Source organism: Maribacter forsetii DSM 18668 (assembly GCF_000744105.1).
GTDB classification, from domain to species: Bacteria; Bacteroidota; Bacteroidia; order Flavobacteriales; family Flavobacteriaceae; genus Maribacter; species Maribacter forsetii.
Genome location: NZ_JQLH01000001.1, coordinates 1,675,758 through 1,688,878 on the forward strand (window position 1 = coordinate 1,675,758; position 13,121 = coordinate 1,688,878).

The 13,121-nt window shown below is 35.3% G+C and carries 14 protein-coding genes; 10 read left to right on the top strand and 4 right to left on the bottom strand.

What is annotated here, in order from left to right; translation table 11 throughout:
- Window positions 1-18: 18 nt before the first annotated feature.
- Genes P177_RS07105 through P177_RS07115 form a run of 3 tightly spaced genes read right to left on the bottom strand, consistent with a single transcriptional unit; the run spans window position 19 to window position 4,349 of the window.
- Window positions 19-2,223, bottom strand: a complete 2,205-nt coding sequence (locus tag P177_RS07105; RefSeq protein ID WP_036153370.1) for a RelA/SpoT family protein — start codon at window positions 2,221-2,223, stop codon at window positions 19-21.
- Window positions 2,224-2,267: 44 nt separating this feature from the next.
- Window positions 2,268-3,500, bottom strand: a complete 1,233-nt coding sequence (locus tag P177_RS07110) for a M48 family metallopeptidase (protein WP_036153372.1) — start codon at window positions 3,498-3,500, stop codon at window positions 2,268-2,270.
- Between the two features lie 45 nt (window positions 3,501-3,545).
- On the bottom strand, window positions 3,546-4,349 hold the full coding sequence (locus P177_RS07115; RefSeq protein ID WP_036153375.1) for a TrmH family RNA methyltransferase: 804 nt from the start codon (window positions 4,347-4,349) through the stop codon (window positions 3,546-3,548).
- An 87-nt stretch (window positions 4,350-4,436) separates the two neighbouring features.
- Here P177_RS07115 and P177_RS07120 point away from each other — a divergent pair, with 87 nt between their 5' ends.
- From P177_RS07120 to P177_RS07165, 10 genes are all read left to right on the top strand, one after another.
- Window positions 4,437-5,231 (top strand): DUF6503 family protein, encoded by a 795-nt coding sequence (locus tag P177_RS07120; protein WP_036153377.1) that lies wholly within the window; start codon window positions 4,437-4,439, stop codon window positions 5,229-5,231.
- Between the two features lie 100 nt (window positions 5,232-5,331).
- Window positions 5,332-5,571 carry a MoaD/ThiS family protein gene (locus tag P177_RS07125; RefSeq protein ID WP_036153379.1) on the top strand — a complete coding sequence of 80 codons (240 nt, stop codon included), beginning with the start codon at window positions 5,332-5,334 and terminating at the stop codon, window positions 5,569-5,571.
- Window positions 5,571-5,987 carry a molybdenum cofactor biosynthesis protein MoaE gene (locus P177_RS07130; protein WP_036153382.1) on the top strand — a complete coding sequence of 139 codons (417 nt, stop codon included), beginning with the start codon at window positions 5,571-5,573 and terminating at the stop codon, window positions 5,985-5,987. The genes P177_RS07125 and P177_RS07130 overlap by 1 nt, the downstream gene beginning before the upstream one ends.
- Before the next feature lie 191 nt (window positions 5,988-6,178).
- Entirely contained in the window at window positions 6,179-7,162 is a 984-nt protein-coding gene (gene moaA, locus P177_RS07135) for a GTP 3',8-cyclase MoaA (protein ID WP_084684647.1), read from the top strand.
- Window positions 7,162-7,635 (top strand): cyclic pyranopterin monophosphate synthase MoaC, encoded by a 474-nt coding sequence (moaC, locus tag P177_RS07140; RefSeq protein WP_036153387.1) that lies wholly within the window; start codon window positions 7,162-7,164, stop codon window positions 7,633-7,635. Before moaA ends, moaC begins: the two co-directional genes overlap by 1 nt.
- Window positions 7,619-8,212, top strand: a complete 594-nt coding sequence (locus tag P177_RS07145) for an NTP transferase domain-containing protein (protein WP_036153389.1) — start codon at window positions 7,619-7,621, stop codon at window positions 8,210-8,212. The genes moaC and P177_RS07145 overlap by 17 nt, the downstream gene beginning before the upstream one ends.
- Complete coding sequence (locus P177_RS07150; protein ID WP_036153392.1) at window positions 8,209-9,282, top strand: HesA/MoeB/ThiF family protein; 1,074 nt, start codon at window positions 8,209-8,211, stop codon at window positions 9,280-9,282. Before P177_RS07145 ends, P177_RS07150 begins: the two co-directional genes overlap by 4 nt.
- Window positions 9,266-10,042, top strand: coding sequence for a sulfite exporter TauE/SafE family protein (locus tag P177_RS07155; protein WP_036153395.1), 777 nt, complete (start codon window positions 9,266-9,268; stop codon window positions 10,040-10,042). The genes P177_RS07150 and P177_RS07155 overlap by 17 nt, the downstream gene beginning before the upstream one ends.
- 65 nt (window positions 10,043-10,107) lie before the next feature.
- Window positions 10,108-11,298 (top strand): molybdopterin molybdotransferase MoeA, encoded by a 1,191-nt coding sequence (locus P177_RS07160; RefSeq protein ID WP_036153397.1) that lies wholly within the window; start codon window positions 10,108-10,110, stop codon window positions 11,296-11,298.
- Window positions 11,299-11,319: 21 nt separating this feature from the next.
- Entirely contained in the window at window positions 11,320-11,727 is a 408-nt protein-coding gene (locus tag P177_RS07165) for a hypothetical protein (protein ID WP_036153399.1), read from the top strand.
- 80 nt (window positions 11,728-11,807) lie between these two features.
- Here P177_RS07165 and P177_RS07170 read toward each other — a convergent pair whose 3' ends face one another.
- Complete coding sequence (locus tag P177_RS07170) at window positions 11,808-13,100, bottom strand: amidohydrolase family protein (RefSeq protein ID WP_036153401.1); 1,293 nt, start codon at window positions 13,098-13,100, stop codon at window positions 11,808-11,810.
- Between the last annotated feature and the right edge of the window lie 21 nt (window positions 13,101-13,121).

Here is a 13,121-nt window from a genome sequence, read left to right on the forward strand (position 1 = left end):
AATTTTAATTTCCTTTTTCTAAATACGGGTAACTTTATCAATACCGTTGATGTTCATAAGATTATCTGTCAGCTTTTTCAATACAGCCTTGTTTTTGACCACCACGGTAATCTTACCTTTAAATGTACCGCCATCGGTGCTGAAGTTCAAATTACGCATATTTACGTGCATAATATCAGATATAACTTCTGTAATGTCACTAACTAGTCCTAAATTGTCAATACCGGTCAATACAATATCTGCTTGATATTCTTGTTGCGATGAATCTATCCATTTTGCACTGATAATACGGTAGGCATAGTTAGACTGTAATGAAATCGCATTTGGGCAGTTTTTTTTGTGAACCTTAATTCCTTCAGAAACACTTACAAAACCAAACACTTCGTCACCTGGTATTGGATTACAACATTGTGAAAGTTTGTATTCTAACTTTTCTTCTTCCTTACCAAAAACCAACATGTCGTACTTAGATGTAATTTCATCTTTGTTGATGTCTTCTGGTACTGGCGTTTTGCGCATTCTGTTCTTAAAGAAACTTATAAACGCATTATTGTAGGAAGATGCAAAATCTTTGATCATGGTATTGTCAATAGAACCAATACCAACTCTGTAAAATAAGTCTAGACTTGTTTTTAATTTAAAGAAAGAAACCATTTTATTGATGGAGTCTTCATTGAGCGAAATTTTTTGAGATTTTAATTTTCTACGTAAAATCTCTTTTCCATCTTCAGCAACTGCTTTTTTCTCTTCCCTTAAAACAGATTTAATTTTTGCCCTAGCTCTAGCTGTAGTAGCATAGTCTAACCAATTTTGATTTGGTTTTGCTTGATCAGATGTAATAATCTCCACTTGATCTCCGCTTGAAAGTGTGGTGTTCAAAGGAACTAATTTACCATTGACTTTAGCGCCTCTGGTACGCATACCAACTTCTGTATGTATGTTAAAAGAAAAATCTAGTGGTGTTGCACCTTTGGGCAAAGACCTTAATTCTCCTTTTGGGGTAAAAACAAATATTTCTTTTGAATATAGGTTCAGCTTAAATTCTTCTACAAAATCAACAGCATTGGTATTTGCGTTTTCTAATGCTTCTTGTAGTTTGTTTAACCACACCTCTATACCTTGTTCTTTTTGATCGCCGTGTTTGTATTTGAAATGCGCAGCATACCCTTTTTCAGCTATTTCGTGCATGCGTTCACTTCTGATTTGCACTTCTACCCATTTACCTTTTGGTCCCATAACGGTAATATGCAGTGCTTCGTAACCGGTAGATTTAGGCGAAGATATCCAATCTCTTAACCTCACTGGGTTAGGGGTAAAGTGATCGGTAACTATCGAATATATTTTCCAAGCAAGAAATTTCTCGTTCTGTAAGTCGGATTTATAAATAATTCGAATTGCGAATTTGTCATAGATTTCCTCAAAAGTGACATTTTGGGCAATCATCTTTTTGCGCATAGAGAAGATAGACTTCATCCTCCCTTTTATAATGTAATTAAGACCTTCTTTTTTTAGTGAATTGTCAATTGTGCCAGAAAATGCATCAATATAAGCTTGTTGGTCTTCTTTACTATCTTCTATTTTATCTTTAATAGAGTTGTAAACTTCTGGCTCTGTATATTTTAAACTTAAATCTTCTAATTCTGTTTTAATGTTGTATAGACCAATTCTATGGGCAAGAGGAGCATAGATATACAATGTTTCTGATGCAATCTTTACTTGCTTGTGCTCTGGCATAGAATCCATGGTGAGCATGTTGTGATATCGATCGGCAATCTTAATGATAATTACACGCACATCATCATTTAAGGTCAAGAGCATTTTTCTGAAATTCTCTGCTTGTTGAGAGATATTCATGTCTTTCTTTAAATGCGATATTTTTGTGAGTCCGTCAACAATACGCGCTACGGTTTCACCGAACATACGGTCAATGTCGTCTAAAGTATACTCGGTGTCCTCAACTACATCATGTAATAGGGCAGAGGCTATGGAAACGGCATCAAGTCCAATTTCAGAAGCTACTATTTTTGCTACTGCTATCGGATGAAAAATATAAGCTTCACCAGATTTTCTTCGTTGCGTTTTGTGCGCATCAACAGCTACCTCAAAAGCGCTTCGTATTAGTTTTTTATCATCATCTGTCAATGTTTGATAACTAATTCGGAGTAACTCTTTGTACTCTTGAGCTATAAGCTTATTTTCCTCTTCTATCGCTGCCTGTGTCATACTAGATTAAAAATAAGATAATCTTATATGATGCACAACAAAAATTATGCCTTTAAATTACGTATGCGATCGATTAACGGTGGGTGAGAATAGTGCATAAATACATATGCTGGGTGTGGAGTTAAGTTGCTAAGACTGTTTTTTGATAGCTTTTTCAAAGAAGTGACCAATGGTAAGGCTGCGTATGTGTCTTTAGCATAGTCATCTGCCTGATACTCAAATTTTCTTGAAAAATGATTCATTAGCAAGCCCGTTATTTCTGAAATGGGACTATATAATATTCCAAAACCTATTAAGGCTGCGTGAAAACTAGGTCTGTCTACACCAATTGCCAAAGAAACTTCTGGGTTATTAATAAATAATGAGAGTAACAATAGCATTAATCCTGTAAGCAGAATTGAAGTCGCTAGATTATATATGATGTGCTTTCGTTTATAATGACCTATTTCATGTGCCAATACGGCTACAATCTCTTCCTCTTCTAAATCATTAATTAAAGTGTCATATAAGGTTACTCGCTTTTCCTTACCAAATCCTGAAAAATACGCGTTGGCTTTTGTGGATCGTTTAGATCCGTTAATCACAAATATATTTTGTAGATCAAAACCTACGTGTGCGGCGTAGTTTTCAATTTTTTCTTTTAAACTACCAGCTTCCAAAGGTTCTTGCTTATTAAACAATGGTACAATTAGTTTGCTGTAAAACACATTCATGAACAGCGTGAATGCTGCAACTAATGCCCACGTATACAGCCAAAAGTTGGTGCCTGCCCATTGAAAAAACCAAATGACCAAAGATAGAATTCCTCCACCTACAATTATGGTCATTGCCCATTGTTTTAATTTATCTAAAAAGAAAGTCGATATCGTTGTTTTATTAAAACCAAATCTTTCTTCGATTACAAATGTTTGGTAGTAAGAAAAAGGAATGTTAATAATATCGCTTCCGATCATAATAATACCGAAAAAAACCAATGCTTCTATGATAATGTTATCGCTCTGGTTTTGTGCAATGTTATCCACATAGGCAAATCCGCCAAACAATAAAAAGGTTAGAATCAATAACAATGAAAAAACTGATGTAAAAACACCAAATTTATAATTGGTGAGTTTGTAGGCTTGAGATTTTTCATATTCCTCTGTATTATAAACATCACTTAAATCCTCTGGTATAGGGTCTTTAAATCGCTGTGCGTTTAAGTAATTCATCACCGTAGCAAGTATAAACTCCGATATCAAAATGAAAAGGATACAATAAAAGACGAATGTATTATCCATATAGTGTTGTTGCAAACGAAAACGGTACTATAAAAAGTATATGTTTTATTGGTTTATTTTTCGCTGACGTTTGGCTTCAAAGATAAGTATTGCCGCAGAGACCGAAACGTTCATGGAATCTATCTCACCTTCCATTGGTATAATAATGTTCTGTGTGCTGTTCGTAAGCCATTCTTCACTTAGTCCAGAATGTTCGGTTCCTACTACTATTGCTGTGGGTTCTTTATAATCAACCGTCGTATAATCTTTGGATGCAGATAGTGCAGCGCAAAATATCTGAAATCCTTCTTTTTTTAAAAAGGATATAATTTCTGTCGTACTGCCTATTTTAACATTCCTTGAAAAAATACAACCCACACTTGATCTTATAATATTCGGATTGTATAAATCGGTTTTTGGATTGGCAATTAAGACGGCATCTAAATTTGCAGCGTCTGCCGTTCTCAGTAGTGCTCCTATATTGCCTGGTTTTTCAGGTGCTTCTGCGATCAGCACTAGCGGATTTTTAGTCTTGAATTTTAAAGACGAGAGCTCGTGGTCTTTACTCTTCGCAATAGCAATGATGCCTTCCGTAGTGTCTCTGTAAGCTAATTTCTTGTAAACATCTAGTGTTACGGATATGAGTTGATCACTGCTGAAGGACTGTATTATAGCTGTGTTTTCTAAAATGGTTTCGCAGTATAGAATGGTATCTATACCATACCCTGCATTGCTTGCAATCTGCAATTCGCGCAGCCCTTCTAAGACAAAAAGACCTGTTTTTTTGCGCTCCCTAGATTTTTCCTTTAATAGTAAAATCTTCTTTATCAGTGGGTTTTGGGCGCTACTTATGTGTTTTGTTGCTTGCATGAAATACAAAAATAGTTCAATTTAGTAAGTCTCTTGTAGTTTCTCGACTAACGGATTTCAAAAAACAATAAATAATCAATTAACATTATGAATAAATTTTACCTTTTAGTTTTAGCCTTGGCAATATTTTCATGTAAAGAAGCTCCTAAAAAAGAAACCATTACAGAAGCTGCTGAAGAAGTTGTAACACAAGTGAATTTAGATAAATATCCTGCGGAATTGAATAAAGTATTTGAAGCTCATGGCGGATTAAATGCTTGGAAGGGATACAAAACGTTGAATTTTGAAATGCCTAACGAAAAGTTCAACGAATTACAGACTATTGATCTTCATAAAAGATTTGATAAAATTTCTACTCCAGCATACACAATTGGTTATGATGGTGCTGAAGTTTGGCTTTTAGATAACACAGGTGACTATGAAGGTAAGCCAAAGTTCTATCACAATTTAATGTTTTACTTCTACGCAATGCCATTTGTATTGTCTGATGACGGAATAAAATATGAAGAAGTTGATGCTTTGGTATATGAGGGGGTTTCATACCCGGGTTATAAAATTTCTTATAATAGTGGAGTAGGGGCTTCTTCTACAGACGAATACTATATTCATTATGATGCAGAGACTTTTGAAATGAGATGGTTGGGTTATACGATGACGTATTTTAGTGGTGAGCCATCTAAGAAAATTAATTGGATCAATTATAATGATTGGGTAAAGGTTGATGCCGTTTTATTGCCAAAATCAATTACATGGCATAAAGTTGAAGAAGGTGAAGTTAAAGGACCGGCTAAAACCGTAAACTTTGAAAATGCTACGTTATCTACAGAGGCTAAGCCAAACGGCTTTTATTCTAAACCTGAGAATGCTGTAATTGTGGAGTAAGGAGTTTCTCAAAATCATATAATTTTTTTAAAATAGGTGCCATTTTTATGGCACCTTATTTTTTATACCTAACTTGGAATTTATCTAATTCTAATGGGATATGAATGTACTTTTTTTTGGTATAACAAAAGATATCGTAGGTAGCTCTGAAATTAATTTTTCTGATGAATTTAAGCCTGTAAATGTTGCCGAACTTAAAAAACAACTGATTGATTCTTATCCTGAATTTTCAAAATTAAATTCATTGGCTGTAGCTGTAAATAGTGAATATGCGGATGATAATGTAACATTAATTGGTAATGAAGAAATTGCCATTATACCACCAGTAAGCGGAGGCTAATGAAGAAAGTAATTGAGATAGTCGATGAAATTGATACGGCTAAGGTGTATGCTGAATTAAGCGATGCCAATAGCGGTGGAATCTGTGTTTTTGTAGGTGCTGTACGTGAGTTTACAAATAACGAAGAAGTAGTTGCTTTGGAGTTTGAAACTTATAAAACTATGGCGCTTAAAGAAATGGAGAAAATTGCTGACAGCGCTCTAGAGAAATGGTCATTGAATAAAGTGGTTATGAGACATGCGGTTGGTGAAAAGGGTGTTGAAGAACCCGTTGTGGTTGTAGGTGCATCATCTGCACATAGAGATGCGTGTTTTGAAGCCTGTAGATATCTGATCGATACTCTTAAAGAAACTGTTCCTATCTGGAAGAAAGAGAAATTTAAGAATAAGACCGTGTGGGTTTCGGCTCATCCGTGATTTTTGGAGAAGAGAGAAGCTAGAGGTGAGAAAATAGAGAAGAGGAGCTAGATTATAGAAAATAGAGTAAAGAAAATAGAGGAAGTTGAGTTTGAACTTGATTTTTGAATTTGAACTTGAACTTGTGTTTGTGTTTGATTTTTGAATTTGTATTTGTTTTTTGAACTTGCACTTGAACTTGTATTATAAATATGTTAGTAGACAACCATAATAGAGCAATTAATTACTTGAGATTGGCGGTTACAGATCGTTGCAATCTTCGTTGTAATTATTGCATGCCAGAGGAGGGAATCAATTTTGCTAAAAATGACAAATTGTTTACCATTGATGAGTTGGTGAAATTGAGTGAGATTGTGGTTTCTCAAGGTATAGACAAAATACGTATTACTGGTGGCGAACCTTTTGTACGTAAAGATTTAATGGTATTGCTAAGAAGCTTATCAAAGTTAGAGGGACTTAATGATATATCTGTTACTACCAATGCGACTTTAATTGGTCCGTATATTGATGAGTTGAAAGAACTGGGCATTAAGAATATTAATGTGAGTATGGATGCCATTAATCGTGAGACTTTTGAGCGTATTACACGTCGGGATCATTATGATGTGGTGTATAATAATATGATTCGCTTAATAACCGAAGGATTTAATGTCCGTATTAATTTCATTGCTTTAGATGGTCAAAATACAGATGATATTCTACCTATGCTAGAGCTAACAAAGCATTACAATGTATCAGTTCGGTATTTGGAAGAAATGCCTTTTAATGGTGGGTCAAAAGAATTTCAAACTATAAAATGGGATTTTAAGACCATACTTGAACATATTAGAAGTGAGCACCCAGATTATTATAAATTAGAATCACCAAAAACATCGACTTCAATTAATTATAAGATTCCTGGTTATAAAGGCACGTTCGGGGTTATTCCTTCTTTTAGTAGAACTTTTTGTGGTAGTTGTAATCGGTTAAGAATTTCAGCAATCGGTGATGTTATCACTTGTTTGTATGCTAAAGCAAGTGCGAATTTAAGAGATATTATGAGAGCTGATGACGTGGAAGAAAATATCAAAAAAGAAATTTTAAAGGCTGTAGGCAGTCGTGCTAAAACTGGTTTTGAAGCACAAGAAAAATATATAGATGTATTTAGTAATTCAATGACTTCAATAGGAGGATAATGCAAAAGAAATTATCACATATAGATGAATCTGGGAATGCTACTATGGTAGACGTTTCTCAAAAAACAGCTTCAGTACGTACCGCAATTGCTAGTGGTACTATAAAATTTCCAAAGGAAGTTTTTAAATCATTATCAGATCAAGATTTTGTAGGCAAAAAAGGAAGTATTGTACAAACAGCTGTTATTGCTGGAATACAAGGTGTAAAGAAAACATCGGAATTAATACCCTTATGCCATCAAATAAATCTGTCTAAAATTAATGTTGAAATTGAACCGGCATTAGATTCGTTTCAGATTATTTGCACTGTAAAGTGCAATGAAAAAACAGGAGTGGAAATGGAAGCCTTAACCGGTGTTTCTATAGCTGCCTTAACTATTTATGATATGTGTAAGGCACTTTCGCAAGATATTGTCATTGGTGCAATTCAATTAGAACAAAAAACAGGAGGAAAGAATGATTTCCAAAGATAAGATATACGGTTTAGTGCTTTCAGGTGGAAAAAGCACTAGAATGGGAGAGGATAAGGGTTTAATTACGTATCATAATCTTCCGCAACGTGAACATTTATACCATTTGTTAAATGAAGTCTGTGACCAAACTTTTCTGAGTATTCGTAAAGATCAAGAGAAAGAAATTTCAGATTCATTTAAAACTATAGTGGATAATGATGAATTTCGTGGACCATATAATGGATTGCTATCTGCACATAAAGCTCATCCTGAAGTTGCTTGGCTTGTTTTGGCGTGCGATTTACCGTTAATGGATAAAAAGGCACTTCAAGAATTAATAGCAGCAAGAAACTCAGATAAAATAGCAAGTGCTTTTGCCGATGCTGATGATCCTTTACCAGAGCCACTTTGTGCTATTTGGGAACCTGAAGCTTTACAAAAGTCCGTTGCATATTTAGAAGCGGGTAATGGTTCTTGCCCTAGAAAATTTTTGATAAATTCAGATGTCAACTTGGTGTTTCCAAAAGAGAAAGAGGTATTGCTCAATGCTAATTCTAGAGCAGAGTATGAAGAAGCGCTACTAAAAATAGCACCATGAACGAGGAACGTTACCTAAGACAAATAACTTTAGACGGATTTGGAACTGAAGGTCAACAAAAATTAAGTCAGGCAAAAGTGCTTGTAGTAGGTGCTGGCGGATTAGGAATTCCTGTCTTAACCTATTTGAACGCTATGGGTGTTGGTACTTTGGGTATTGTAGATGCCGATGTAGTTTCGTTATCTAATCTTCATCGTCAAGTTTTATTTACTGAGACTATGGTAGGCACTCCCAAAGTTGAAGCGATAAAGAAACAGTTGTCAGCTCAGAATTCTACAACCAATATTGAGATTTACAAGTCTTATTTAACAACCGCCAACGCACTTGATATTATTAAAGATTATGATATAGTTGTAGATGCTACAGATAATTTCCCCACTAGGTATTTGATTAATGATGCTTGTGTAATAGCCAACAAACCATTTGTATATGGGGCACTACACGCTTTTGAAGGGCAGGTAAGTGTTTTTAATTACAAAGGCGGGCCAACATATCGTTGTTTGTTCCCAACCATGCCGTCGGCAGATGCAGTACCTAATTGTAATGAAAATGGTGTGCTAGGTATTTTGCCAGGTATCATAGGTAATCTACAAGCTTTAGAAGTGGTAAAGGTTATTGCTGAAATAGGCGAGGTGTTATCAGGTGTTTTATTACTGTTTGGTACACTTAGCCAGCGTATGCAACGAATGAAATTTCAATTGCAATCTGGTAACAATAAGATTAAAACGTTAGCTCCTAGCTACGAGTTTGATTGTGAATTTCCGCTAAAATCAGTTGAGGCTAGTGAACTTCAAAAATTACTTTCAAGTAACTCAATTGAACTTATTGATGTGCGAACCGATAAAGAGTTTCAGAGGCAACATTTAAAAGAAGCCAAGCATATACCATTGGGTTCATTAACTGATAGGGTCGCTGAGGTTAATTTAGAGAAAACGGTTTATGTAATTTGCCAGTCTGGTATTCGTAGCAAAAAAGCAATAGTAAAATTGCAAGAATTATTTCCGGGTAAAGACTTTGTTAATGTTACGGGTGGTATGAACCAGATGAAAAATTATGTTGATACCAATTGAGCATCTAATTATACTATGCATTGGTTTTTTTATCATTGCTACACTTTATTCTTCTGTAGGTTTTGGTGGTGGCTCTAGCTATTTGGCTTTGTTAACGCTTTTTCTAACTAGTTTTTTTGAGATTAGATCAATTGCATTGGTTTGTAATTTAGTAGTTGTTTCCGGTAGTACGTATCTGTATTTTAAAAATGGTCATGCAAAGTGGAAAGATTTTTTACCCTTTGTTTTGGCAAGTATTCCGTTGGCATATATAGGAGCTACATTTCGTTTAAAAGAGAGTGTATTTTTTATGATTTTGGGATGTTCTCTTATTCTATCAGCATTGTTCTTGGCAGTTCAGACCTTTAATATAAACCAATCTAAAAAAGAGGTTGAAGATTATCCTAATTATTTAAGTTATGTATTGGGAGCGGGAATTGGGTTCTTGTCTGGATTAGTAGGGATTGGTGGAGGAATTTTTCTTGCTCCGATTTTAAATCATTTACGATGGAATAAAGCCATCAAAATAGCCGCTCTAGCAAGTTTCTTCATTTTGGTAAATTCTGTATCTGGGTTATTTGGGTTGATAACCAGTAATTCATTGTCATTACCATGGCTAGAAACTATTTGCTTGGTTGTAGCCGTTCTTCTTGGCGGACAGTTAGGTATTCGCATCAGTCTTAAAAAACTTTCGGCAAACGGTATTAAAAGGGTTACAGCTTTGTTGGTGTTTGTAGTGGGTATTAGAGTCTTGTTGGTAAATGGACTCGGGTTATTTTAGAAGTTTAAAATAATTAGCTACAATTCTTCAAGGCTATAGTTTGTAATAGTTTTACCTTTAATTCTATGATTACATTTAAAGAAGCATATCAGAAAGTGTTAGACCATCCTCTTGATTTGGGAACGGAGAATGTTTCACTTTTAAATAGTTTAAATAGAATATTGGCTGAAGATATTTTTGCTGATAGGGATTTCCCTCCATTTGATCGGGCAACCAAGGATGGTATTGCACTTCAGTTCTCAGATTTTACAAATAATGGTCATTCTTTTGTTGTTGAAGGAATTGCTGCCGCCGGTGAAGTTCAACAAATTTTAAAAGATAAAAGTAATTGTTTGGAAGTGATGACGGGTGCTGTAGTGCCTGAAAATTGTGATACTGTTGTTATGTATGAACACATCACTATTGTAGATAACAAGGTTACAATTAACGAGAAGGTCAAAAGAGGTCAGAATATACATTATCAAGGTAGTGATGAAAAGGCTGGTACGCTTCTATTATCAAAAGGAAAAAAAATTACTCCAGCGGAAATCGGAGTGATGGCTACGGTTGGGAAAGCTACGGTTGAGGTTATGGGTAATCCTAAAATTTGCACTATTGCTACTGGTAATGAATTGGTAGAGGTAAGGGATATTCCAAAGCCACATCAAATTAGAAAATCTAATATGCTAACAATTGAAGCAGCATTAATGAATTCTAAAATTGAAGCGAGTTCCCTTCATTTATTGGATGATAAAGCAATTATTAAAAATGAATTGGAAAAAGCATTAACTGAAAACGATGTGCTTTTGTTAAGTGGCGGAGTTTCAAAAGGAAAGTTTGATTTTATCCCGGAAGTAATGGAATCATTGGGTGTGGAGAAAGTTTTTCATAGAGTATTGCAAAGACCAGGTAAGCCATTTTGGTTTGGAATTCACTCAAAATTGAAAACGGTTATTTTTTCTTTTCCAGGAAATCCGGTTTCTACATTTGCCAATTATCATCTCTATTTTTTACCATGGTTGCAGGTCTCTTGGGGAGTGCCATTAGAAAATTCGTATATTAAGCTAAGTGTAGCAATTAAAATAACACAGCCGTTAACCCGGTTTATTCAGGTGGGTACTGAAATAAAAGATGGTATATCTTGGGCAACGCCCGTAGTCGAAAATGGATCGGGAGATTTAACAAGTTTAGCAAAAGCTGATGGTTTTGTTTGCCTAGAACCAAGAAGTAATGATTATGAGGTAGGGGAGGTTGTACCATTTGTAAGAACCAGATAGTAATCAATTAAATTTTTCTATATGAATCCAGTAGTTAAGAATATTTTGGCGGTCATAGCCGGAGTAGTTGTTGGTAGTATTGTAAATATGGGAATTATTATGATTAGTGGTTCCATAATTCCGCCACCTGAGGGTGGTGATGTAACAACAATGGAAGGGTTGAAGTCCACAATGCATTTATTTGAACCCAAGCATTTTATTTTTCCTTTTCTTGCCCATGCTTTGGGAACTTTAGTAGGTGCCATCGTCGCAACTAAAATTGCGGCAACCAGAAAAATGGTAATGGCTTTGATTATTGGCTTGTTTTTTCTAATTGGTGGTACTGCAAATATTACTATGTTAGGCGGACCAATGTGGTTTACCGCTTTGGATATTATTGTGGCTTATATGCCAATGGCATATCTAGGATATATGCTTGGTAAGAAATAATTATAACATTTTCGTAAATAAAAAAGAGGCTGTCTACAATTGTTGACAGCCTCTTTTGATATATCAACTTATAAAAATCACTATTCTCCTTCGTACTTGCCCATATAGCGTTTCCAAAGCTCAGTTTGGTGTGTTTCTAATGAAACTGTTCTACCATCAATAAAAACATGTGTTAATTGATTTCCGGCCATTTCTAAAGCATCACCTTCAGATATGAAAAGTGTGGCACTTTTGCCATTCTCTAATGTTCCATAAAGATCATCTATACCTAAAATCTTGGCAGTATTACCTGTTAATAATTGAACGGCTATTTCTTTGTCCAAACCTTGCTGTGCTGCTTGACCTGCATAGAAAGGTAAATTTCTAGTTTGAAAGTTCACCGCATCTGAATTTTGTATTCCTACTAATAAACCCGCATCTACCAACAACTTAGGTAATTTATAAGGTAGATCATAATCATCATCATCAAATACAGGTAAGTTGTGTGTGTACTGAACCAAAACGGGAATGTTATTGCTCTTTAAAAACTCAGGAATTTTATAGGCATGATAACCACCAATTAATACGACTTCTTTGGCGCCATTAGACTTTAAAGTGTTGATTGCATCGATAATTTGCTTTTCATCATCGGCATGCACATATAATTTTTGGCTGCCATCAAATACTCCTTGCATTGCTGCGTAAGCTGGGTTTACTTCTTTTGGTGTCGATTTTCCATAAGCGGCAGCATTCTTTAAAAATGTAGCAACTGCTTCTGTTTGTTCTGCATAATCTTTGTTTGGGTGATAGCCTGGATCTTCGCCAGCCCACCAACGACCTTGCTTAAAAGTACTTGGCCAGTTTAAATGAATCCCATCATCTACTTTAATAGCGGCATCTTCCCAGTTCCAAGCGTCAAACTGTACAATACTTGATGTACCTGAGATTCTGCCACCAGACGGTGCAATTTGTCCGATCAAAATTCCATTAGGTCGCATGCTTTCTACCACTTTTGATTCTGCATTATACGCGATTAAACTTCTAACATGTGGTATGAAATCTCCTATCTCATCTTCATCCTTAGATGCTCTTACGGCATCAATTTCAACAAGACCTAAAGTTTTTGCAGGGGCAATGAAGCCTGGGTAAACATGTTTTCCCGTGGCATCTATTACTTTACCTTTTCTGGCAATTCTCATTTTAGAGTCGCCTACGAAAGTAATTTTACCATCTTCAAACATGATAAGTGAGCTTTCAATAACTTCTCCGTTACCTAAATGCGCGGTGGCACCTTCAATAGTAATAGCTTCGGTTTGTTTAGAACCGGGTGTTTGTTGTGCCAAAGCTGGTAGGACCAGCGCTAAGGCTATGATTATGGTTATAAATTTTTTCATTTGTATTGTTTTATATTTTAA